Consider the following 22590-nt stretch of genomic DNA (forward strand, 5'->3'; position numbering starts at 1 on the left):
CCGGCTATTTGCCGGTCGGTCCGCGCTGCGCGTGGTCGGCGCTGCACCAGGTGCGGCCGTTCTGCAGCAGCGCTTCCGAGCGGGGCAGATGGATGCCGCAGTGCGCGCAGCGCACCATGGCCTCGGCGCCGCCGCCGGGCTGGGCGGGCGGCTTGGGCGGCGGGGAAGCCGGGCGCGCGTCGCGCGCCGCCGCCATGCGCGCGGCGATGCGGGCCACGAACAGCACCGCGATGATGATAACGATCCAGAACAGCAGCTTGCCCACGTTCAACCCCGATGCAGAATCATTTCCAGCACGAACCGGCTGCCGGTGTAGGCCAGGATCAGGAAGCCGAAGCCGGTCAGCGTCCAGCGCAGCGCCACCCGGCCGCGCCAGCCCCAGACGTGGCGGCCCAGCAGCAGCACGCCGAAGGTCGCCCAGGACAGCAGCGTGAAGACGGTCTTGTGGTCGAAGGGCAGGATCTTGCCGGTGAGCTTGAGCGAGGCGATCGAGCCGGACACGACCGCCAGCGACAACACGGCGAAGCCGATCCAGATGATCACGAACAGCAGGTGTTCCTGCACCAGCAGCGGCGGCTGGGAATCCAGCACGCGCCCGATCATGCTGCGCTCGGCCGGCGCGTCCAGCGGGCGGTGCAGGTGGCGGTCCAGCAGCGCCATCAGCATGGCGTGCAGGGCGGCGATGGTGATCAGGCCATAGGCAGCCAGCGCGATCAGCAGGTGGGCGCGCAGCCAGGCGTCGTTGGCGTGAGGCACGAACTGCCCCTGGGGAAACAGCGCCGCCAGGGCGCTGGCGATGGTGGCGGCGGGCAGCAGCAGCAGTTGCAGACCGTCGATGCGCACCAGCAGGCTTTCCAGCCAGAACACCACCATGCCCAGCCAGATGGCCGCCGACAGGGCCAGCGCCCAGCCGATGAACAGGTGCTGCGCGCCCAGCATGGACTGCTGCAGGCCGATGCCCTGCAGCACCAGGGCGCCCAGCAGGCAGGCGCGGGCGATCTTGCCGGTCTGTTCGATGCCGCTGGCGCCGGCGCCAGCGCCGGCCAGCCGGAGCCACAAAGCCCCCCCGAGCAGCGCGTAGGCCAGGGCGGCCGCCGCGTGAAATACAATGCCTAGTGACATAGAAACCGTCGTCAGGATGGGGCCGGGGTCCAAATGACCCGGAAAGCGCGGAATTCGCGCGGGCGGCCACCGTTCGAGTCGACTAGTTTAAGCGGAAACGCCTCTCATGCTCGATAACCTAACTCAACGCCTGTCGCGCGTCGTCAAGACGCTGCGCGGCGAAGCCCGCCTGACCGAGGCCAACACCCAGGAGATGCTGCGCGAAGTGCGCATGGCCCTGCTGGAAGCCGACGTGGCGCTGCCCGTGGTGCGCGAGTTCGTCGCCCGGGTCAAGGACAAGGCGCTGGGCGAAGAAGTCGCCGGCAGCCTCAGCCCCGGCCAGGCCCTGGTCGGCGTGGTCCACAAGGAACTGACCGCGCTGATGGGCGGCGACCTGGGCGCCGACTCCGGCGAACTGTCGCTGGCCGTGCAGCCGCCCGCCGTGATCCTGATGGCCGGCCTGCAGGGCGCGGGCAAGACCACCACCACCGGCAAGCTGGCGCGCTGGCTGTCCGAGGGCCAGCACACCCAGCACGGCCGCAAGACCGGCAAGAAGAAAGTGCTGGTGGTGTCGGCCGACGTCTACCGTCCCGCCGCCATCGAGCAGTTGAAGACCGTGGCCGCGCAGGTCGGCGTGGACTTCCTGCCCTCCGACCCCAGCCAGAAGCCCGAGGACATCGCCCGCAACGCGGTCGACCACGCGCGCCGCCATCACTACGACGTGCTGATCCTGGACACGGCCGGCCGCCTGGGCATCGACGAGGCCATGATGCGCGAGATCCGCGCGCTGCATGACCTGGTCAAGCCGGTGGAAACGCTGTTCGTGGTGGACGCCATGCAGGGCCAGGACGCGGTCAACACCGCGCGCGCCTTCGCCGACGCGCTGCCGCTGACCGGCGTGGTGCTGACCAAGCTGGACGGCGACGCCCGTGGCGGCGCGGCCCTGTCGGTGCGCCACGTCACCGGCAAGCCGTTGAAGTTCGTCGGCGTCTCGGAAAAGCTCGACGGCCTGGAGCCGTTCTATCCCGAGCGCATGGCGCAGCGCGTGCTGGGCATGGGCGACATCGTGTCGCTGGTCGAGCAGGCGCAGAAGAACATCGACATCGCCGAGGCGCAGAAGCTCGCGTCCAAGATCAAGTCGGGCAACAAGTTCGACCTGAACGACTTCCGCGACCAGCTCGGCCAGGTCAAGAAGCTGGGCGACATGGGCTCGCTGCTGGAAAAGCTGCCAGCCCAGTTCCAGCAGGCCGCCGGCCAGCTGCAGGGCGGCCAGGCCGAGAAGCAGCTGCGCCGCACGGAAGGCATCCTCAATTCCATGACCCCGGCCGAGCGCGCCAAGCCTGAACTCATCAAGGCCTCGCGCAAGCGCCGCATCGCCGCCGGCTCCGGCGTGCCGGTGCAGGAAGTGAACCGCCTGCTGGCCCAGTTCGACCAGATGCAGGGCATGATGAAGCAGATGAAGAAGGGCGGCATGGCCAAGATGATGCGCGCCATGGGCGGCCTGAAAGGGCTGGGCCGCTTCGGGATGAAGTAAGGCTCGCCCGGCGGCCCCAAAAAAATGGCCAGACATTGCGTCTGGCCAAGTCATCGCGGCAATCTGGGGGATCAGTGCCGCGATCAGCCGGGCGGCGCGGGCGCGCCTTCCGGCTATTCGGATGCTTGCGTGGGCGTCAGGCCGCCGGCGGGATGCGCAGCACCTGGCCGGGATAGATCTTGTCCGGGCTGGTCAGCATGGGCTTGTTGGCCTCGAAGATCAGCGTGTTCTTGGCGCCCTGGCCCTTGCCGTATTGCGCCTCGGCGATCTTCCAGAGGTTGTCGCCCTTCTGCACCGTGTACATCTTGGCCTCGGGGGCGGCCTGGGTGGCCTTGAGCTGGTTGTCCACCTGGGCCACGCCCACGGTGTTGCCCAGCGCCAGCGCGATCTTCTCGGCGGTTTCGGTATTGGCGGCGGTGCCGCTGACCGTGACCTTGTCGCCGTCGACCGCGATCTGCAGTCCGTCGGCGTTCAGGCCGTGCTTGTCCAGTTCCTTCTTCAGCTCGTCGACGGTGGCGGCCTTGGCTTCGCTGGCGCCGAAAAGCTTCTCGCCCACGTCCTTGATGAAATTCAGCAGACCCATGTTGTTTCCTTTATCGATGTAGCGGTGGAAAAAAGAAGAACGCTCATGCCTTGTTGCCGGCCAGCATCTTGCGGACGGCGCCGATGATCAGCGTCAGCACGGCACCGCCGACGCCGCCGCCAACCAGGTTGCCGGCCAGTGCGCCGAGGTCCAGGCCGCCGGAGGCCGCCGCGCCGACGCCTGAAGCGATCAGCGGACCCAGCCAGGACCCGCCGGCCAGGCCGCCGACCGCGCCGGCGACGGAGTTGCCCAGCGTGCCGAGGCTGAATTGCTGGAGCAGCTTGCCCAGCCCGTTGCCGCCGGCCGCGCCGCCGATCAGTTGCGCGATGATATTGAGGATGACCGCTGTGTTCATGACGCCTCCCTTGCCCCTCGGGGCATTGCCAGACCCTGGAACGACAACACGACAACTGTGCGCTGATGACGGCGCGGTGTCCGCGCCGCCGCCGGCGGCCATGCAACAGCAGCACCGATTATGTACCCCAGTTTTGTTGCGCGGCGAGGAGGGGCGTGTAACCGGTTGCTAGCCCTTTGCCAGATTACGCCATATTTGACGGCAGTTTGCGGCGAAATTGGCACAGATGGCGCGACTTGGCGATAAACGTCGTTTGGGTTAACGGCGGTCGGGCCATGTCGCGGACGCTGCCCAGCCTGCGGCTCCGTAGGCCAAGTCCTAGTGCGGGCCTTCGCGTCAGCCCGCCGCCGGCTGCCGGATGCCGGTCAGCCAGGCCTGGATCATGGCGGCGTCCTTTTGCGACCGGATATCGACGGGCTCGTCCTGCCCCTGGGCACGGGCCCGCACCTCGCTGGGCGTGGTGCCGAAGCGCTGGCGGAACGCCCGGCTGAAGGCGCTTTCGCTGGAGAAACCGTAACGGCTGGCCAGTTCCGCGATGCCGACATGATTGCCCGATGCCAGCAGCAGTTCGTCGAAGCACCTGTCCAGGCGCCTGCCCTGGATATAGGCGTTCACGCCGCCGTCGCGCAGGAACAGCCGGTACAGGCTGGAGCGCGAGATGCCTAGCGCAGCCGCGATCGTTTCCGGCGACAGATGCCCGGCATCGAGGTGGCGTTCGATATGTTCCCTGACCAGCCGGCGCATGCCATTGCGCACCACCTGCCGCGCCGGGCCGTCATCCTCGCCGTCGCGCAGCGTCGACAGGCTGCCGCTGAGCAGGATCAGTCCGGCGTTTACCGAGGCGGACATCTCTTCGCGCGTCAGGCTGGCGGCGTGTTGCGCCAGCTGCGACAGGTGCGAGGCCAGCATGCGCGTCGCGCCCTGCCGGGGATCCAGCAGCGCGCCGTGCAGCTTGCGGCTGCGCAGCGCCGTCGGCAGGCGGTCGCGCGGCACGGTCAGGGTGATGGTGGAAATGAGCGTGGTGCGGGTGTGCAGCGTCTGTCCAAGATCCAGCAGGCCGATCGAGCCGGCGCGGATATCGACCGGGTGCTTGCCATAGTCGCCCTGGGTGCCGCCCGCGACGAACAGCTGGATCAGCAGGTGGTCGACCTGGCTGCGGCGCACGTCCAGCGCGGTACGCCGGTGCTGCACGGTGGCCGTGCAGGTACTGCGGCTGATCAGGCTGTCGCCCAGGTGGGTGCCGCTCATCTGGGCGGTGAAGGGCTGTATGCCGGTTTCGATCTGGGTGTCGACGTAGGGGCGCACCAGGGTGCGCCAGATGTCCGGCGCGTCGGGCGCGACGCGGCTGTCGAATTGCGCGCTGAACTGCGGCGGGGCGTCAGGAGGGGGGAATGGATTGCGGCTCACGCTTCGAGGTTCCCGGGTCGGTCTTGTTGTGGCGTTTCCCGACCGGCCGCGACACCGGGCGGGAAACGTCCGTAGAGGGCTGCCCGGTTCGCGGCCGACCTGCCCTGGCGCATGTTCGCTGCGGATTATGACGCCCGGCCGCGTTGCGGGAAAGCCCGGTCTGGCTCATGGATTGACGGCGCTTGCGGCAGATCATCAAGCCCAGGCCGCGCCGTCGGGGCCTTGTAAAGCAAAAGGGCTGCGTTGCCGCAGCCCTTCAGGGGATATGCCGGGTCCGCCCGGCGGCAGGGCATTCAGCCCCCGCCCACCGCCACCACGATCTCGATCTGGTCGCCGTCGGCCAGCGTGGTTTGCGCGTGCTGGCTCTTGGGCACGATCTCGCCGTTGCGTTCCACCGCCACGCGCTTGCCGGCATAGCCCAGCGTGTCCAGCAGCTCGACGACCGTGGTGTCGAGCGGGAATTCGCGGGCGTCGCCGTTCAGGGTGATGTGCATGCGCGTCTCCTTAGCGTTTGGCGTAGGCGTCGGTGGCGGCGATCAGGCGCGCCAGCGTGCCGGGTTCATCGAAAGCGTGGCCGGAGTCGGGCACCAGGTGGAACTCGGCCTCGGGCCAGGCGCGGTGCAGGTCCCAGGCGGTGCGCGCCGGCGTGCAGACGTCGTAGCGGCCCTGGATGATGGTGCCGGGAATGCCGCGCAGCTTGTAGGCGTCGCGGATCAGCTGGCCTTCTTCCATGAAGCCGGCGTTCACGAAATAGTGGTTCTCGATGCGGGCGAAGGCCAGCGCCGCGCGGTCGGCGGCGTGGCTCTGCTGGTGGCGCGGGCTGGGCAGCAGCGTGATGGTGCTGTCTTCCCACTTGCTCCAGGCCTTGGCCGCGCGCAGCTGCTCGACGGGGTCGTCGCCGGTCAGGCGCTTGTGATAGGCCCGCACCAGGTCGCCGTGCTCTGCTTGCGGGATCGGAGCCAGGTATTCCTCCCAGCGGTCCGGGAACAGGAAGGACGCGCCTTCCTGGTAGAACCAGCGGATCTCGGCGCTGCGCACCGTGAAGATGCCGCGCAGCACCAGCTCGCTGACGTGGGCGGGATGCGTCTCGGCATAGGCCAGCGACAGCGTCGAACCCCAGGATCCGCCGAACACCAGCCACTTGTCCGCGCCCATGATCTCGGTGCGCAGGCGCTCGATGTCCGCGACCAGGTGCCAGGTGGTGTTGTTCTCCAGGCTGGCGTGCGGCGTGGAGCGGCCGCAGCCGCGCTGGTCGAACAGCAGCACGTTGTACAGGCTGGGATCGAACAGCTGGCGCTGCACCGGTGAGCAGCCGCTGCCGGGGCCGCCGTGCAGGAAGACCGCCGGCTTGCCCTGGGGGTTGCCGCAGAGTTCCCAGTAGATCTGGTGGCCGTCGCCCGTGTCCAGGAAACCGTGGCGGTAGGGTTCGATCTGCGGATACAGCATCAGGCGACTCGCTTGAAGATCAGGTCCCAGACGCCGTGGCCCAGCCGCAGGCCGCGCGTCTCGAACTTGGTTTGGGGGCGGTAGTCGGGGCGCGGCGCGTAGCCGTCCACGGAGTTCTTCAGCAGCGGCTCGTTGCCCAGGACCTCGAGCATCTGCACGGCATAGTCCTGCCAGTCGGTGGCGCAATGGATGTAGCCGCCAGGCGCGATGCGGCTGGCCAGCAGCGAGATGAACGGCGGCTGGATCAGGCGGCGCTTGTGATGGCGCTTCTTGGGCCACGGGTCGGGGAAATAGATGTGCACGCCGGCCAGCGAATCGGGGGCGATCATGTCGCGCACCACTTCCACCGCGTCGTGCTGGATGATGCGCAGGTTCTGGATGCTGGAATCCTCGATCCGGCGCAGCAGCGAACCCACGCCCGCGTTGAACACCTCCACGCCCAGGAAGTTGTCGCCCGGACGCGCCAGCGCGATCTTCTCGGTGGTCTCGCCCATGCCGAAGCCGATCTCCAGCACCGTCGGCGCCTCGCGGCCGAACGCGGCGGCCGGGTCCAGCCGGCGCGCGGCGTAGGGCAGGGACCACTTGCCCAGCAGTTGCTCCAGCGCGGCCAACTGGCCTTGCGTGATGTGGCCGCGGCGATGCACGAAGCTGCGGATGTGGGCGGCGCCGGGGCTGTTGGGCGCGTGCGCGGCGCTGGCCAGCGCGGCTTCGGTCTGCGGGGAAACCGGGGCGGGCGAGTCGGAATTGCCGGGTATTGCGGGGGTGTTCACGGGAAGATTCGCAAAGCTGTTTGTTGTCATAGGCGGGATTGTAGTGGCAGGGCGGGGGCGCGCGGTCCGCTGCGGAACGTTAAATGGGGACACGATCATTCCGCGCCCTGCGGCCCGCGCGCTATAGTGCAGCCGCGGCGATGGTGCGCCGCCGGTCCCGCCATGAACATCGCCCGCATCGATCTCGTCACGCTCTCGCTATTCGTCTCGGTGGCCCGCCAGGGCAGCATCTCGGCCGGCGCGCGCCAGTCTCACCTGGCCGTGGGCGCGGCCAGCAAGCGCATCTCCGACCTGGAGGCCGCGCTGGACACCCAGCTGCTCTACCGCAACGCCGCCGGCGTCGAGCTGACCGAGGCCGGCCAGGCCTGTCTGGTGCACGCGCTGCGCGTGCTGCAGGAAGTGGAGCAGATGGCCGGCACCCTGTCCGACTTTGCCCAGGGCGTGCGCGGCCAGGTGCGCATCGCCGCCAACACCTCGTCGCTGACCCAGTTCCTGCCCGAGGACCTGGCCGCCTTCATGGAAGCGCATCCGGCCGTGCGCATCGACCTGGAAGAGCAGAACAGCAACGACATCGTCACCGCCGTGCAGGACAACCGCGCCGACATCGGCATCTTCGCCGACCGCACGCCCGCGCCTGGCCTCGTCACCACGCCGTACCGGGGCGACGAGCTGGTGCTGATCGTGCCGCAGCGCCATCCACTGGCCGGCGAGGCCCGCGTCGCCTTCGCCGACACGCTGGCCTACGACTACGTGGGCCTGCCGCCCGCGACCTCGCTGGCGACGCGGCTGGCCGACGAAAGCGGCAGGCTGGGCCGCTCGATGCAACTGCGCATCCAGGTCCGCAGCTTCGACGCGATCTGCCGCATGGTGGCCGCCACCGGCGGCGTCGGCATCCTGCCGAGGCTGGCCGCCGAGCCGCACGCGCGCTCCATGCCCATCCGCCTGATCGCGCTGGCCGACGACTGGGCCAGCCGCCGCCTGCTGCTGGGCGTGCGCGACGCCGACGCGCTGCCCGTGCCCGCGCGGCTGCTGCTGGCGCACCTGCGCGGGCAGGAGTAGGGGCGGGCACGGATCCTCGGCGCGGCAAGACGCGGACGCGCCGGCTGTCGAGCGGGATGCGAACGTGTCGGCTGTCGAGCAGGACGCGAACGAGTCGGCAGCCGCGCTAGGCAAGCGTGCGGACACGCTGGTTGCCGGGTCTTCTCGTTCCGGGAATGCCCCCTTCCCGAATCGTCCATTCCATCGGCGCGCCCGCATGGCGCACACTGCCTTCCATCATCAAGTCGATGCGCCGGGAGGGCGACATGGCAGGGCAGATACTCGCCGGCATACGCGTGCTGGAACTCGGACAACTCATCGCGGGCCCCTTCGCCGCCAAGACGCTGGCGGACTTCGGCGCGCAGGTCGTCAAGATCGAGCCGCCCGGCCAGGGCGATCCCTTGCGCAAGTGGCGCCTGCTGCACGAGGGCACGTCCGTGTGGTGGGAAGCCCAGTCGCGCAACAAGCAATCCGTGTGCGTGGACCTGCGCCAGCCCGAGGGCCAGGACATCGTGCGCCTGCTGGCGCGCGAGGCCGACGTGCTGATCGAGAACTTCCGCCCGGGCACGCTGGAGAAATGGGGCCTGTCGTGGGACGCGCTGCACGCGCTGAATCCGCGCCTCATCATGCTGCGCGTGTCCGGCTACGGCCAGACCGGCCCCAAGGCGCGCGAGCCTGGCTTCGCCGCCATCGGCGAGGCGATGGCCGGCCTGCGCTACCTGAACGGCGAGCCGGGCCGCGCGCCGGTGCGCGCCGGCCTGTCGCTGGGCGACACCATCGCCGGCCTGCACGGCGCGCTGGGCGTGCTGCTGGCGCTGTACCAGCGCGACGCGCGCGGCGGCCAGGGGCAGGTCATCGATGCCGCGCTGTACGAGAGCCTGTTCAACCTCAGTGAAAGCCTGCTGCCGGAATACTCGGTCTTTGGCGCGGTGCGCGAACCCGCCGGCGCCGCGCTGCCCGGCATCGCCCCGTCCAACGCCTATCCCTGCCGGGACGGCTATGTGCTCATCGCCGGTAACGGCGACGCCATCTATGTCCGCCTGATGGCGCGCATCGGCCGCGACGACCTGGGCCGGGATCCGGACCTGGCGCACAACGACGGCCGCGCCCGCCGCGTCGCCGAGATCGACGGCGCCATCGGCGACTGGACCCGCGCGCGTTCCATCGACGAGGTGCTGGCCGCCATGCGCGAGGCCGACGTGCCATCGGGCCGCATCTATTCCGTGGCCGACATCGCCCGCGACCCGCACTATCGCGCCCGCGAGGCCATCACTACCGTGCAGGCCGCCAGCGGCATCGCCGTGGACATGCCGGCCGTCTTTCCCCTTCTGTCCGACAACCCCGGCGCCGTGCGGGAACGCGCACCCACGCTGGGCGAACACACCGACGCCGTGCTGGCCTCGGCCGGCCTGAGCCAGGAACAGCGCGATGCGCTGCGCGCGCGGGGGGTGATCGCATGAAGGGCGGGCGCGGCGAACGCGCGCTATAATCGCCGCCTCTGTCCTGGTTTCACGCCGGGGCACGACACCCAGAGCGGGTGTAGTTCAATGGTAGAACGGCGGCTTCCCAAGCCTCAAGCGTGGGTTCGATTCCCATCGCCCGCTCCACTGCATCATTCTGCGGACTTCCGCAGAAGTCCAAGAGAGTCTGCAAGTCGTTGCCACACAAGGACTTTTCCTCTCTTTGACGTTCTGCCGCAGTCCACTGCGATCCGCCTACAGCCGGGACTTTTAAGTCCACAAACAAGTCCATTTTTGCGGGCGCGGCTGATTCCGGATTGTTGATGGAGGGGCGAGGTCGACGTGACCAGCATCTGGTTCCTGACTCATGTTCAGGAGCAAGAGCATGGCACTCTCAGACCTGGCCGTTCGACAGGCCAAGGCAACTGGCAAGGCATACACCCTCCCTGACTTGGATGGCCTCTCCCTGGCCGTCACGGCTGCTGGGGGCAGGACTTGGCACTTCCGCTACTACTGGGCGGGCAAGCAGAAGCGGATGTCGCTCGGCACCTACCCGGAGGTGACGCTTCGCGAGGCCCGCAGCCTGCGCGACGAAGCGCGCGCCCTGCTGGCCAAAGGCACCAATCCTCGCGTTCACCGCAAGCAGAAGCGCACCGCTGTCCGGCTCGCCGACGAGAACACCTTCGATGCGGTGTATCGCAAGTGGCTCAAGCATCGCGGGCTCAGCCTCAAGGAAGGCCGGCAGACGACCCTCTCGATACTTCCGCGCATCTTCGACAAGGATGTGCTGCCCGCCTTGGGCAAGCGGTCGGTCTATGAGATCAAGCGTCCCGACCTGTTGGAGGTGATCGTCAAGATCGAGAAGCGCAAGGCGCTCTCCGTCGCCGAGAAAGTCAGGACGTGGTTCAACCAACTGTTCCGCTACGCGCTGGTGATCGTGCCGGGCCTGGAGCAGAACCCCGCCGCCGATCTCGATGTGGTGGCGCTGCCGCTGCCACCCGTCAACCACAACCCGTTCCTGCGCATGGCCGAGCTGCCGAAGCTGTTGCAGCGGCTGCGCAGCTATCGCGGCAGGCGGCAGACCCAACTCGGGCTTCGGCTATTGCTGCTGACTGGCGTGCGAACCGGAGAGCTGCGACAGGCGACGCCGGATCAATTCGATCTGGACCGTGGGCTGTGGATCATCCCGCCCGACGTCGTGAAGCAACTCCAGTTGGATATGCGCAAGAAGCGGCAGCAGCCAAAGGACATCCCGCCCTACATCGTGCCGCTGTCGATTCAGGCCATGGAGATCGTCCGGCACCTGCTGGATGAGTTCAAGCCGGCCCAGCGCCACCTGTTCCGGCACGACAGCGACTTGAAGAAGCGCATCAGCGAGAACACGCTCAATGGTGCGCTCAAGCGCATGGGCTATCAGGAACGCCTGACCGGACACGGTATTCGCGGCACGATGTCCACCGCGCTCAACGAGATCGGCTACCCGAAAGTCTGGGTGGATGCACAGCTCTCGCATGTCGATCCCAACAAGGTCAGCGCGACCTACAACCATGCCGAGTACGTGGAGCAGCGTCGCCGCATGATGCAGGACTGGGCCGATCGGCTCGACCTCTTCGAGCAGAACCAGGTCGAGGCAGCCAGCATGCCGCTCACCGTGCATCTGGAAGGCGTGCCCGCGTTCCCGAATGAGCAAACCGCAAGCGTACCCTCCACGCCGGTTGCCGCTTCGCCAATCCTGCTCGTGACGAAGCCGGGCGACGCCATGCCGTTGGTTTCTGCCGCCGCACATCGGCTGCCGGCGGTTCCGCCCCCTCGATCGGCCGCGCCGCTGGCGCCTTCGGACATTCAGCGCGAGAGGATGGAACTGTTCGATGTCTTCGAAGCGCCGCACAACCTTCCCGTCGCGGCGTTTGCCAAGATGGCGGGCAAGTCCCGCAGGTGGATCAGCTACGAGATCAAGGCGGGCAACTTGCTGGCGTTGAACGTGGGCAACCGCGGCCAGCGCGTGCCGGACTGGCACCTCGATCCACTCAAGCACGAGCTGATCCAGTCCGTCCTGAAGCTGACCAGGGGTGCGGACCCTTGGCAGATCTACCATGCACTGCTGCAACCGCGCTCGATGCTGCGGGGGCGTTCGGCACTGGAGGGCGTGACGGCCAGCAATCTCGACAAGCTCGTCATGGCAGTGAGCACAGCCGTGAAGGAAAGCGAATGGACCCCGCTGCGAGTCGGAGTCGCCTAGCAGCAGGAATGCGGGATCGTGGCGGAACCGCGATCCCCGCGCGTCTGTCAGGACACCAAGCGCGCGCGGCGGGCGAATCTTGCCTGGGTGTCCGACAAGGAAGCATCGCGGCGGAGCAGGTAAGCCATCACGATCGTTGGTGCGCCGGCCAGCGGCCGCACGGCGACGCCTCGGCGTAGGTAGCTCGCCAGTCTCGCGGCAGGCGCAATGGCGATCCCGTACCCGGCGGCAACCAACGTCATCGCCACATCGAATGTCTCCACCGCTTGCTCTCGCTCCTGCAGCGCGTTCTCGAACACACGCTGCACGGTCATGCGCCATGGTTCATCGGCCGTGGACTGCGAGCAGATCAAGGGCTGCTTGAGCACTTCACCGCACGGCACTTCACGGTAGGCCAGCAGGTGGGAGCGCTTGGCCACGGCGACCGCCAGCGTGTCATGCCACAGCGGTTCGCATACCCAGCCAGGCCACTGCCGGGAAACCGCAGACAAGGCGAAGTCGAAGCCGTCGTCCGGCAGCTCCGCGCCTCGACCGGGATCTGTCCAGCCGGCCAGGACGGCATGAGTCTCCGGCTCTTCGGCACGCTGCAGGGCGAGCACGTCGGCGAGCTGGGGAGGCACCCATTCGCCGAGGACGGCCATGCGAATTTCGGCGGTGATGTCACTCGATTCCACATCCAGCTCCCCCCAGGCGGTGAACTCGTGGCAACTGATCTCGAAGCCGTTGAATGAGTTAAGTTTAACGTGGTTTAAATCGTGACCGTGTTCGACGCTCTTGGCAATGCCAAAGCGTTCGATCCAAAGGGGCCGCCCCACCGGCACCACTACCTACGAAGCGGAACCAGCCATCGCGTTTGGGGCTGCCGTGCGGGAAGAGAGAACCAACCAGGGTATCGCTCAGGAAACGCTGGCTCACATGGCCGGCATCGAGCGGTCTCACATGGGCAAGATCGAGCGCGGCGAGCATGTCCCCACGCTCCCCCTCATCCTCAAGATCGCCCGTGCGCTGAAATGCAGTTCCGCCCACTTGATGACTCTGACCGAAGCCAAGCTGGCAGAGTCGGCCCCATCCGCGGATTGAAGCCGGCCTGCGCAGCGGCCGCACGGCTACCCCTGATCGTCGTTGTCCTCGCCCCCAAGGGCTGAATCTTCGCGCTTTGCGGCCTCGTTGAGGAGCCGCAGGTATGGGTTGTCTGGCGGCGTCTCCCGGAACAGCGCCTCCGGGCTGGCGAGCAGATAGCCGTGCAGCCGGCGCGACTTGCGCGGCCCCGTGACTTCGCAGGTCCAGATGTTCAGCCCGCTCGGCTGCTTGCGGTGCTGTCCCAGCTTCTCGAAGCGCTTCTGTACCCACTGCCACCCCTCCAGCTTCTCCTGCTTGGCCAGCGCGGCGACTTGAAGGTACTCCTGCGCGTAGCGCTGGAACACGCCGGGGCTGACGAGATAGGTCGTACCGGCGACGGTATGCACCAGGGCCTTGGCGTCGTTGATGATGAGCTTGCGCGTCTGGATGCTCTGACGCAGCCAGGCCATGAAGTGCGCCCCGGAGGGCTCCGCGCGATCCTGGGAAGGCGCGAGGCTCATCTGCGGCGGGGGCACGGTCGAAGGGGCCGGCTCGGCCTCGGCGATCTCCGGCGCTGTGGATGGAGCAGTGTCGCCCAGCAGGTCGAGCAGCGCGGCCACGCCGGTGTCTGTGGCTGCGGAAGCGATCGGCGCCGTGCTCGCGGGTGCAGCTTCGGTGCCTACCACGTGCGGCCCATCGGCAACCGCCGGCGCCAGCGGCGGCGGCTCCGCCTGTTCCTCTTCGACCTGCACACGGCCTGCGAACGGCGCCGGCCGGTCGGCGGCATCCCAGATCATCGCCGGCGAGAGCTTCAGGAAGGTGAAGGCGTGCGACCAGCCGGAGTCGCTGGTGACGGTAGCCTTCCAGATCGCCTTGCCATCCGGTGTCGGCTGCACGATGCCGTGATCCTGCAACACGTTGAACACCGCCGTATTGCTCGCCGGGATGCCGTCGATGCCCTGCGACAGCAGATGTGCGCGCAGCTTGTCGGAGACGGTCTTGCTCACCAGCCACAAGGCGTCCTGGGTCAGCCAACCGTCCGCCGGGCCGCCCTGGTTCAACTTGAATTCTTCCTTGAGCAGGTAGCGCAAGCCGTCGAGCAATTTGCGTTGCAGCGCATGCTTGGGCGCCGCCAGCGCCTTGCTGGGATCGCCGCCGAGTTCCTGGGCGACCGATGCCTGGTCGGCCTGCACGACCAGTTCGCCGAGCGTGCCGGCATGCTCGTACTGGCCGGCCAGCACGTACAGCAGCGCGGCCCAGAGGTCGGGATAGCCGCAGAGCCAGTCGAAGATGTCCCGATCGAGAAGGCGTGCGTAGAGCAGCCCGGTGGCGGCGCTGTGCAGGCGGTACTCACGCTCCTTTCGGTAACGGAAGCGGTAGGGCTTTCGCAGCGGGCCGTGCCAGGGATGCCAGACGCTGCCGTCGGCATGCTCGACGTGCAGATCGACGGCAATCTTGCCGATATCGTGCAGCAGGGCCGCGTAGGCCGTGCCTGCGGTCCAGGCTTCGGCCTGGGCCGCCTGTGCCTCCGGCGTGACGCCCGCAGGCAGCAGGTATGACTGCCGCAGCTTCAGCGCATAGGCGACGATCTCCAGGCCGTGGTCCAGCATGCCGCCCGGATAGGCGTGGTGGTGGTTCTCGGAGGCCGGGAACTGCTGGACCAGCTCGGCGTAGCGCTCCAGTGGGGCGAGGTAGAGCGTGGCGAACTGCCGGCGCGAGAGCGATGTGCGCTGCCAGATGTGTTCCAGCAGTTTCTGCCGGCGCGGCGTGGCCAGCAGCGATGCGGCCGACTCCGGCCGCATCGACCCTTTCGGAGTTTCGATGGCGGAGGTGGGCGACGTGCCGGCGGTGGGTGGCACCCTTTTGCGCTGGAACAGCGAGAGCATGGCGAACCCCGGATGACGGGCTGCTCGGGGGCGCCTTTTGGCCTTTTCAGGATAGGGCCTTTCCCCTTGGCGCCCTTCCTTTGCCCCTTCCCAGCCCTTTGGCCTTTGTCGGAAGCCTTTGGGTATAGGGCCGCTGCTGCGCGGGTGCCACGATGAATGCGGCATGGGGCAATCCCGGCATTGGGGCGCTGTGGGATGTTCGTCAGCTCTGGCCCAAGCCGGTGTCGAGGGCGGCGGATTGCGCTGCGAAGTCGTCGGGACGGCGCTTGCGGAAGGTTTCGAGATTGCTCAGCTTCCAGCGCAGTGCCGGCAGTTGAGCGGCGTGTTGGCATTGCACCAGCGACCAGTCCGGTTCTGCGCGCACCAGCCCGCTCAGAAACTGCTTGTGCGCGGTGCTCAGTCGCTGTGGCAGTTCGCGCCGCAGCCTGGCGCGAGCATCGAGCAGCATCTCCAGGGAGCAGTCCACTTCCGTCATGCCGACAAAGGCCCGCTCGTACTCGCCGGCGATGTCCTTGTCGTTGCCGAACAGCACTTCGTGGGGCGGCCGGTTGTGGCCCGCCAGATAGATCACGAAGCACTCGACCATGCCGTCGCTGATGTCGCCCGATTCGTAGAGCTGCCACACGTCGAACAGGTCGCGGGGGTGCTGTCGATCCAGCGCGGCCACCAGCTTGCTGGCGTACAGCTCGTCCGGTGCCAGAACCGGCAGCTCGAACTCGACGCCGAACAGATCGCTGGTCTTGGCGCTCAGCGGCCGCCGCTCGACGGGCAGCACGCTGCCGCGGAACACGACATTGACCTCGATCTTCACCTGGCTGGCGTCGTTCTCGACGATCAGCTTGGTGTCTCCCAGGTCCTTGGCGCGAACCAGGCGTGTCTGCACGCCCAGTGGCGCAACGCGCGTGGCGATGGCGGCCAGCTCCTGGTTGATGGCTTGCAGCGCTTCGTCGCGCGGCGTCTGCCACGGGAGGTACACCACGTCGATGTCCACCGAAAGGCGCGGCATGTCCCGCACGAAGAGGTTGATGGCCGTGCCGCCCTTCATGGCGAAGATGTCGTTGGCGAACACGTCGGGCGCGACGGCCAGCAGCAGGCGAACGGTGTCCGCGTAGGTCTTATCCATGAGGTTTCAGGCTCAGCAGGGTTCCGTCATCGAGCCGGCTCATCCAGCGCGTGTTGCTGCCGGTGCGAACCGGGTACTGCTCCAGCAGGGCATCGACATCCACGAGGCTGGTCTCGCGCGCCCAGGTCAGGAACAGGCGCACGGCCTTCACGCTGGTGCAGCAGGACAGCAGTTGTCCGAGCAAATCCTTGCGGGGGGAACGCAGTCCATCAAAGAGGTTGCGGGCCTCTTCGAGGCTCTGCTTGACGCCGGCTTCGTACAGCATCTCCAGCACGGCACGCTCGGGGGCTGCCACCCGCAGATCCTCGGGCAGGCCCGGCGGCGTGGTCAGGGTCTTGGCGGCCAGCGCCGTGTCCGGCCAGTCGAACAGGCGGGCGTGGACGTAGCGGGCCGGAAAGCGCGAGGTGAACCAGGCCGGCAACGCGAAGCGACCGTCGCCCCACAGCACCAGCGTCTCCCGGCTGCCCAGGTTGTGCCGCACGCCCTGCAGGGCCAGGGCGCTCTTGCCGCCGACGTGCAGGCCGGGCACGCGCTGTTGCAGGAACTTCAGCGCACCGTAGACCCCGAATTCATCGTTCGGGAAGGCATAGATGCCATGGGCCAGGCGCACGAGCCACCCGCCGTCGGCATAGTGGGCGGCGAGCTGGGGCGACACCCCGAACTGGCTCAGGGTGGCAAGGTCGAACGGCGCCCCGCGGGGAAGTCCCGCCTGCAGCCGCTTGATTATCTGGTGCCTAGAATTTCCATCCATGCTATAAAAATAGCACGGAATCCAATCAGCCCCTAGAGCTATCGCAGGAACTTGCATGGAAAGTAGCATAAGGTTTGATTTATAGTGCAGAATCTAATCGACCTGCGACCCAGGCCGACCCGGCTCTGCCAGCCGCAACCCGCCCTCCTGATCGCGGTCTATGCTGGAGGGCAAGCCACAACCGGCCGCTCCATGAGGTGAGGCACCACTGAAGCCGAGGCACATGAGCATGACCACCAACACGCACAACGGGCGCTGGAGCCACCGGCTGGGCCGGGGGGCTGGCCGTGCCTGGCGTGGATACCTGCGCCGCGAGCAGCGTGTCGCCGGCTGGCTGGTGACGCGCGGGCTGCCCGCAGGCGCGGCGACGGCGGTGCTCTGGATCGTCAAGCTCGCCGTGCTCGGTGCGCTGCTCTACTCCGCGTTCTGGCTGGCCCTGCTGCTTGCCTTTGCGGTGACTGCTGCATGGTTCGTGCAGCACGACGACCCTGATCAAGAGGAACCGCAACCCGAGTGGAGGGAAGGCCCCAACGGCTTCGGGCTTTATGACAAGAGCGACTGGCGCATCGACCCGCATGTGACCGACGACGACTGAACGGCGGTCACTTCTTCGATACGGCACTCATTGCCATACCAGCGCCACGCCCCCCAGCGCCCTTGGCGTCCGAGGTGGCGGTGGACAACCCCTGCACGATATTTCCCGTGCGAACGCCTGCCCAAGCCAATGCCATCACCCAAAACGTCGGCAGCACGATGAACATCATCGCCATGACGAAGTTGAGCAGCATGTCGCCAAAGGCGTTGTTCAAGCCGATCAGCGGATCGAAGTTCGTGTGCGGCCTGTCCGCGCCAAACCCCCAGCCGTAGAGCGCGTCCAGGATCGTGCTGTCTATCCAGCGCGCGAGCTGGAACCAGAAGTCCACGAAGAACAGCGCGAACTGGACGCAGCTCACCGTCACCACCGTCTTCAGGTCGTAGGTGCCGATCAGCAGCACCAGCGGGATGCAGATGACGAGCGCCATCTTGAGCATGGTCAGCACCATCGGCAGCGCCTGGCGCACCACGTCCATCGCCGGAAAGAAGCCCAGCGAGCCGAAGGTCAGCCCCAGGTCGCTCGCGCCGCGCGTGACGATGTTCGGCAGCGTCTTGTCGATCTGGCCGCCGTAGTCGGTGTAGACGGCGCCCTGGTTCATCTTCTGCTGCCTCGGCGAGACCACGGCGCGGATCACCGAGTCATTGACCTCGCTCTGCGACAGGAAGCCCACCCAGCGCCCGATGCGGGTCAGCAGGTCCGGGTCGACCTGTGCCAGCAGCCGGCTGCGCAGTCCCTGGCCGCCATCGGCCCACCACTGCCGGCAGGACGGATAGCCGCCGCCGCTGTCCACCTGTGCCAGCCCCGCATCGCGGGTCGCGTCGTAGGGCCAGGCCGTGCGTGGGGTCTTGGCGCGATAGGTGTCATAGAAGCCGGGCGTGTCGAGGAAGTAACTCGACCCGATCCAGGTGACGTCGTTCATCTGCTCGTCGGAGAGCGTCGGCCGGTTCATGAACAGCTTCGCGCGCGACGGCCCGTAGCAGTCGTGCGTGAAGTCGGCGACCTCCTGTGCCAGCACCGGATCATCGATGCGCGTGGCATCGACATCCATGCGAATCTGACGCAGGTCGGTGCCGCAGGGAATCGCCGCTACCGCGGCGCCCGTCACGGCTTTCGACAGCGCGTGCATGAAGAACCACCACACCGGCACCAGCGCGCTCTGGTCGTTGAGCGCCGTGTAGACGTTGGCCCAGCCCGTGTCGTTGGGTAGCGGGACGCTGACCTGGCATTGCGCGGAGCGCGTGGTGTCGAACCTGATCGTGGCGAGATCCACCGGGATGAACGGGATGCCGGCGAACATGATGACCACGATCGCCACCCACACCCGGTTCTCGATGCGCATCGACGACAGCACGCCCTTGTTGCCCTCGTCCGCACCTTCGCTGCGGGCCTTGAGCCATTCCTGAATCACGATGGCCACGAACGGCAGCGCGAACACGCCGCTGGCCACGAGGATGCTCCAGATGCCGTTGTTGACCACCCAAGCCACCAGGGTCAGGTAATACTCCAGGTAGTCCGTGGTGTAGAGCGTCATGCCTGCCTCCCGGTCTCAGCCGTGCCGCAACAGTTGGCTGGCTTCCAGCGCGACCACGGCGATCACGGCCGCGATCTCCGTGCGCAGCAGGCGCTGATGCGTCTCGCGGGACGGCTCCCGCCGCAACAGGCGCCGGCGCATCCACCACCAGCCGTAAGCCGTCGCCCCGTAGAGGCACAGCCGCCACGCGAAGAAGTGGCCGGCGTGCGCCTGCAGCCAGTGCTGCCAGCCCTCGACGCCGCCGACCACGTGGATGCCGGCGATGTTCACCGCCACCGCCGCGGCCACCACCAGCAAGGTCCACAGCAGCGCCACGCCGACGCGGCGGTTGAACAGCCATGGCAGCCGCAGCCAGGCGAGCCGGCTCATGGCGTACCGCTCCGCGGCTTCTGGACTTCCCGCAGACGGTCGCGCGTGGTGTCGCCCTCGAAGACGCCGCGCGAACCGGCAGCGCGGGTGCTGTGGCGCTGGATGATCGCCATCGCCGAGTTGCCGGCCAGCGTGCGGCGCAGCTCCAGTTCGGTCTTGAGGTTGTTGATCTCCTGCTCCAGCGCGCTGTTCTCCTGCTCGACCGCCCGCACGGCCAACTCGTTGGCGGCGACGTTCGGCTCCTTCTTGCCGGTCAGCAACGTGCGTTGCAGCAGCAGGGCCTTCTCCAGCACGCTGGACAGCGCCGCCTCGGACGCCAAGCGCTTGCCCAGCACGTCCTGGTCGGGTTCGTCCCGCAGGGCCTCGATCACGCCGCGGGTGATCGGCAGCGAGCTGCTGCCGGCCGCATCGAGATTGGCCGGCGTCGTCGGCCGGGCGCCCGTCACCAGCTCCTGCAGCACCTGCAGCTTGGTCTCGTACTCTTCCTGGATCACTGGCGTGAGCCCGACGCCAGGCGTGGTCTGGGTCTTCGTGCAGTTTTCGCAGGTGCGTTGCTCGCGTTCGCCCAACACGCGGGTCGCCCAGTCCGCGGCCGCGCCAGGCGACGACCAGGTTTGGCAGGTCAGGCGGTTGCCGCAGGCGCTGCGCGCGATCGACGAGGTATCGGTGGCGCTGCGCCCGTTGAGCAGGTTGTAGCCCGCGCGCGTCACGTCGCCGACCACCTTGATCGAACTCTGGCCGGAGCCGCCCGCGTTGCCGCCGCCGACCCAGGGCACGCCGTTGTTCCCCTTGTTGGACTCGGCCTGCTCGATGGCGGAGACGGCATCGGTGCTGCTGACCGCATCCCGCAGCGCCATCCCTTCGGCGAGCTGGTCCCAGCCGGCCTGGCCGCCGGCCATGTCCGCCATGCGATTGGCGATGGCCCGGCAGGTCATCTTCGAGCGGTCGAAATCCAGGCGCGCCTGGAGGATGCCGTTGGTGAGCAGGTTGTACAGGCCCGGGTCGGCGCGCTGGATGATGAGCGCCGGGAGTGACGCCACCGCGGCAGTGGCGTTCTGGATCACGTTGCTCATGATCGTCTGGAAGCCGTTGGTGATGCCGTTGAGCTGGTTCTGCAGCGTCGTGGTGATGCTCATGTCGCCGCAGATCAGGTTGCTGTTCCAGCCGACGCCGACGCCGATGCTCTGCATGTTGCCGGCACCACCCATCGACACGGCCCGGCCGCCGCCGATGCTGTAGAGCACGTCGTCGCCGATCACGCTGCCGCTGACGTTCACGCCATTGGGGTCGATGCGGGTCTGCGCCCAGGCGACGCCGACGACCAGCGTGATGGCCGCCACGAGCAGCGTGGCCCGCAGGGGCGACTTCGCGCGGTGCAGGAAGTCAGGGAGGGAGGCGTTCATCGTGGGTTCCTCACATGAAATCGACGCTGCCGAGGAAGACCTGGCCACGGCGCCGGCAGCAGGAGTACGGCCGCCACAAGGCCCAGGCGTAGTCGCCCTGCTGGGCCTGCACGCGGGTGCGGCTGTGCGGGAAGACCACGCAACTGTTCGAGAGCGTGGGCGTCAGCTCCTGCCACTTGCCCGTCGAGGCGTCGGTCTCCATCAGCGCGCCGGCCGGCCAGTAGCCGTCGCGGGCGTTGGCCAGCAGGGGCTGATACACGTGAATCTGGTTGCGGCGCGTCACGATGTCGCCCGCGCGCTGCGCGACCACGGCGCCGCTCTTGTGGTCGTCGGTCTGGTGCAGGAAGCCACCGCGGGGATACACGTTGCCCCAGAGGTTCAGGCCGGTGCGCGTACCGATTTCGCGCCGGCCGGGGATGAGCGCTTCGGGGTAGAACGCTTCCGGGATGTTGTAGCGCCAGGCGATCGTGTCGAGCGTGCTCAGCAGATACGGCATGAAGGCCGTGCCAGCGCCTTCGCAGGTGTAGCCGGAGGCGCTGGCGAACTGGCTGAACACCAGCCCGGCCGGATGGCCGATGACATCGGCGTTCTTGAACTTGGCGAGGTTGTTCTCGTTGTCGTGATTGGTCGTGCCGTCACCGCCAGCCTTGGCGGTCGGGTTGGGCATGCTCATCGCCCTGACTTCCTGCCACGGGTTTTCTCCGGTGTTCGAGTAGCTCGACACCACCGCATCGGGGACGTAGTGGCGCACCTTGACGGAAGTGCGAACCGAGCAGCCGAAGGGCGTGCAGTACAGCCAGTAGCAGATACCGACCACGCGGTATTCGAGGCAGTCGGGGGACAGCGCCGACGAGACGATGGTGGCGGTGTCCAGGGCGAACGTCGACGTGGCCGTGCTCAGCAGCAGCGAGGCGACGGTGGCGCGCAGGCGCCGGGATGCCAGCAGGAGGCTCATGGCTGCGTGCTCCGGTAGGCGTTGATGCGCGCGACGGCGCGGGGCACGTCGGGCTCGCCGTAGACCACGTAGCGTCGATCGACCACCACGGCGGGAATCTTGGCGATGCCCAGTCCCCAGGCATCCGCGACACCTTGGTAGGCGTGGCCGATGCGGCGTTGAAGGGCCTCGCCGCCGTCATGCAACCGCTGCCGCACCAGGGCTGCAGCCTGTTGCGGGTCGGCCGGTAGGTGCGCGGCGAGTTCGACCTCGATGCGCGTGGCCTGGTCCAGCTCGATGATCCGCACGCCGGCTGGAGCCTGCACCGGATGACGGCTGTCGGTGACGACGAGCACGTCGGCTGCTGCAGTCTGGGTAAACATGAACAGCACTGCCCACAGTCCGGGCGCAATGCTGATGGTCGGCAGCCGGGGCGAAGCCTTGAAGACGGGGGCCGGCATATCGGGCGTCCTTGGAGTCGATCAAAGTCACAGTCGACTTCAAGTGCCGATCTAGCGCGACAAAGAAACCGCATCCGGCCCCTGCCGGTTTCATACCCTATGCCGTTGTGAGCGTTGTGATTGCCTCCTGTCGGAGGCGGAGATCAGGTGCGGGACGCTGAGGTGCCCGCGAACCCAAGAAACGCGATGCGGGCGAATCGGCATCGACAGCTTGGAGCGTTTGCATTCGATGCCTTGAATTGACGCTTCAGCTTCAAATTGAGTTTTAACTATAACGCGATGTAGAATCTATTACCTACTTCGCTACTTGCTGACCCAAGGGAGCCCGTGCTTGAGCTTTATTGCCCTATTCATCAGCCTGCCCACCAAGGCATCGACCGGCCGCATGCGCGTCTGGCGCTCCGTCAAGGCGCTGGGCTGCGCGACGCTGCGCGATGGGGTCTACCTGCTGCCTGACTCGGCCGACAGTGCCGCGGCGCTGGACGAAGTGGCGGCGCAGGCGGTGGAAGTCGGGGGCAGCGGCGAGGTCTATCGACTCTCGGGGT

At 67.4% G+C, this 22590-nt stretch carries 24 protein-coding genes and 1 tRNA gene; 8 read left to right on the forward strand and 17 right to left on the reverse strand.

What is annotated here, in order from left to right; genetic code table 11:
* Positions 1–4: 4 nt before the first annotated feature.
* Together AC6LJ9_RS04350 and AC6LJ9_RS04355 are read right to left on the reverse strand one after the other, a co-directional pair.
* Positions 5–265, reverse strand: a complete 261-nt coding sequence (locus AC6LJ9_RS04350) for a PP0621 family protein (RefSeq protein WP_498146571.1) — start codon at positions 263–265, stop codon at positions 5–7.
* 2 nt (positions 266–267) lie between these two features.
* The gene (locus tag AC6LJ9_RS04355; protein WP_212312122.1) at positions 268–1122 is read right to left on the reverse strand and encodes a cytochrome C assembly family protein; all 855 of its coding nucleotides are present in this window, start codon (positions 1120–1122) and stop codon (positions 268–270) included.
* A 106-nt stretch (positions 1123–1228) separates the two neighbouring features.
* On the opposite strand from AC6LJ9_RS04355, the gene ffh reads away from it, so the two are divergent.
* Positions 1229–2635 (forward strand): signal recognition particle protein, encoded by a 1407-nt coding sequence (ffh, locus tag AC6LJ9_RS04360; RefSeq protein WP_212312121.1) that lies wholly within the window; start codon positions 1229–1231, stop codon positions 2633–2635.
* 136 nt (positions 2636–2771) lie between these two features.
* On the opposite strand, the gene lysM is transcribed toward ffh, so the two are convergent.
* From lysM to trmB, 6 genes are all read right to left on the reverse strand, one after another.
* Positions 2772–3218, reverse strand: a complete 447-nt coding sequence (gene lysM, locus AC6LJ9_RS04365; protein ID WP_103271210.1) for a peptidoglycan-binding protein LysM — start codon at positions 3216–3218, stop codon at positions 2772–2774.
* A 43-nt stretch (positions 3219–3261) separates the two neighbouring features.
* Positions 3262–3573: a hypothetical protein gene (locus AC6LJ9_RS04370; protein ID WP_498146572.1), complete on the reverse strand. Its 312-nt coding sequence runs from the start codon at positions 3571–3573 to the stop codon at positions 3262–3264.
* A 336-nt stretch (positions 3574–3909) separates the two neighbouring features.
* Complete coding sequence (locus tag AC6LJ9_RS04375) at positions 3910–4980, reverse strand: helix-turn-helix domain-containing protein (RefSeq protein ID WP_498146573.1); 1071 nt, start codon at positions 4978–4980, stop codon at positions 3910–3912.
* A gap of 293 nt (positions 4981–5273) precedes the next feature.
* On the reverse strand, positions 5274–5474 hold the full coding sequence (gene thiS, locus AC6LJ9_RS04380) for a sulfur carrier protein ThiS (protein ID WP_103271208.1): 201 nt from the start codon (positions 5472–5474) through the stop codon (positions 5274–5276).
* Between the two features lie 10 nt (positions 5475–5484).
* Positions 5485–6426 carry a prolyl aminopeptidase gene (gene pip, locus AC6LJ9_RS04385; protein WP_498146574.1) on the reverse strand — a complete coding sequence of 314 codons (942 nt, stop codon included), beginning with the start codon at positions 6424–6426 and terminating at the stop codon, positions 5485–5487.
* Positions 6426–7226 (reverse strand): tRNA (guanosine(46)-N7)-methyltransferase TrmB, encoded by an 801-nt coding sequence (gene trmB, locus AC6LJ9_RS04390; RefSeq protein ID WP_498146575.1) that lies wholly within the window; start codon positions 7224–7226, stop codon positions 6426–6428. Before trmB ends, pip begins: the two co-directional genes overlap by 1 nt.
* Before the next feature lie 132 nt (positions 7227–7358).
* Here trmB and AC6LJ9_RS04395 point away from each other — a divergent pair, with 132 nt between their 5' ends.
* From AC6LJ9_RS04395 to AC6LJ9_RS04410, 4 genes are all read left to right on the forward strand, one after another.
* A complete protein-coding gene (locus tag AC6LJ9_RS04395) occupies positions 7359–8255 on the forward strand; it encodes a LysR family transcriptional regulator (RefSeq protein WP_498146576.1) in 897 nt (298 codons plus the stop codon).
* 245 nt (positions 8256–8500) lie between these two features.
* Positions 8501–9694, forward strand: coding sequence for a CaiB/BaiF CoA transferase family protein (locus tag AC6LJ9_RS04400; protein WP_498146577.1), 1194 nt, complete (start codon positions 8501–8503; stop codon positions 9692–9694).
* 73 nt (positions 9695–9767) lie between these two features.
* A tRNA-Gly gene (locus tag AC6LJ9_RS04405) sits at positions 9768–9841 on the forward strand.
* Between the two features lie 238 nt (positions 9842–10079).
* Positions 10080–11933 carry a tyrosine-type recombinase/integrase gene (locus tag AC6LJ9_RS04410; protein WP_128666872.1) on the forward strand — a complete coding sequence of 618 codons (1854 nt, stop codon included), beginning with the start codon at positions 10080–10082 and terminating at the stop codon, positions 11931–11933.
* 47 nt (positions 11934–11980) lie between these two features.
* On the opposite strand, the gene AC6LJ9_RS04415 is transcribed toward AC6LJ9_RS04410, so the two are convergent.
* Positions 11981–12607, reverse strand: coding sequence for a LysR substrate-binding domain-containing protein (locus tag AC6LJ9_RS04415; protein WP_018076253.1), 627 nt, complete (start codon positions 12605–12607; stop codon positions 11981–11983).
* Positions 12608–12713: 106 nt separating this feature from the next.
* Here AC6LJ9_RS04415 and AC6LJ9_RS04420 point away from each other — a divergent pair, with 106 nt between their 5' ends.
* Positions 12714–13013: a helix-turn-helix domain-containing protein gene (locus AC6LJ9_RS04420; protein ID WP_003282197.1), complete on the forward strand. Its 300-nt coding sequence runs from the start codon at positions 12714–12716 to the stop codon at positions 13011–13013.
* 26 nt (positions 13014–13039) lie between these two features.
* Here the strand turns inward: AC6LJ9_RS04420 and mobH are convergent, their stop codons facing one another.
* The 3 genes from mobH to AC6LJ9_RS04435 form a co-directional block, all read right to left on the reverse strand.
* A complete protein-coding gene (gene mobH, locus AC6LJ9_RS04425) occupies positions 13040–14878 on the reverse strand; it encodes a MobH family relaxase (protein WP_128666871.1) in 1839 nt (612 codons plus the stop codon).
* Between the two features lie 202 nt (positions 14879–15080).
* Positions 15081–16001: a nucleotidyl transferase AbiEii/AbiGii toxin family protein gene (locus AC6LJ9_RS04430; RefSeq protein WP_045786225.1), complete on the reverse strand. Its 921-nt coding sequence runs from the start codon at positions 15999–16001 to the stop codon at positions 15081–15083.
* On the reverse strand, positions 15994–16752 hold the full coding sequence (locus tag AC6LJ9_RS04435) for a type IV toxin-antitoxin system AbiEi family antitoxin domain-containing protein (protein ID WP_498146578.1): 759 nt from the start codon (positions 16750–16752) through the stop codon (positions 15994–15996). Before AC6LJ9_RS04435 ends, AC6LJ9_RS04430 begins: the two co-directional genes overlap by 8 nt.
* 229 nt (positions 16753–16981) lie before the next feature.
* On the opposite strand from AC6LJ9_RS04435, the gene AC6LJ9_RS04440 reads away from it, so the two are divergent.
* Positions 16982–17347 carry a DUF3742 family protein gene (locus AC6LJ9_RS04440; RefSeq protein WP_023093103.1) on the forward strand — a complete coding sequence of 122 codons (366 nt, stop codon included), beginning with the start codon at positions 16982–16984 and terminating at the stop codon, positions 17345–17347.
* Between the two features lie 7 nt (positions 17348–17354).
* Here AC6LJ9_RS04440 and AC6LJ9_RS04445 read toward each other — a convergent pair whose 3' ends face one another.
* From AC6LJ9_RS04445 to AC6LJ9_RS04465, 5 genes are read right to left on the reverse strand one after another with little or no spacing between them, the layout of a single operon-like run.
* Positions 17355–18878, reverse strand: a complete 1524-nt coding sequence (locus tag AC6LJ9_RS04445; RefSeq protein WP_498146579.1) for a conjugal transfer protein TraG N-terminal domain-containing protein — start codon at positions 18876–18878, stop codon at positions 17355–17357.
* 15 nt (positions 18879–18893) lie between these two features.
* Positions 18894–19247, reverse strand: a complete 354-nt coding sequence (locus AC6LJ9_RS04450) for a hypothetical protein (RefSeq protein WP_203787849.1) — start codon at positions 19245–19247, stop codon at positions 18894–18896.
* Positions 19244–20650, reverse strand: a complete 1407-nt coding sequence (locus AC6LJ9_RS04455; RefSeq protein ID WP_498146580.1) for an integrating conjugative element protein — start codon at positions 20648–20650, stop codon at positions 19244–19246. The genes AC6LJ9_RS04450 and AC6LJ9_RS04455 overlap by 4 nt, the downstream gene beginning before the upstream one ends.
* Positions 20651–20660: 10 nt before the next feature.
* Positions 20661–21605 carry a TIGR03756 family integrating conjugative element protein gene (locus tag AC6LJ9_RS04460; protein WP_016446146.1) on the reverse strand — a complete coding sequence of 315 codons (945 nt, stop codon included), beginning with the start codon at positions 21603–21605 and terminating at the stop codon, positions 20661–20663.
* A complete protein-coding gene (locus tag AC6LJ9_RS04465) occupies positions 21602–22045 on the reverse strand; it encodes a TIGR03757 family integrating conjugative element protein (RefSeq protein ID WP_016446147.1) in 444 nt (147 codons plus the stop codon). Before AC6LJ9_RS04465 ends, AC6LJ9_RS04460 begins: the two co-directional genes overlap by 4 nt.
* Positions 22046–22376: 331 nt before the next feature.
* Here AC6LJ9_RS04465 and AC6LJ9_RS04470 point away from each other — a divergent pair.
* Positions 22377–22590, forward strand: a 214-nt coding sequence (locus tag AC6LJ9_RS04470; protein WP_498146581.1) for a Chromate resistance protein ChrB, incomplete at its 3' end; no start/stop codon positions are given.

The organism is Achromobacter sp. 1011811831 (assembly GCF_059760905.1).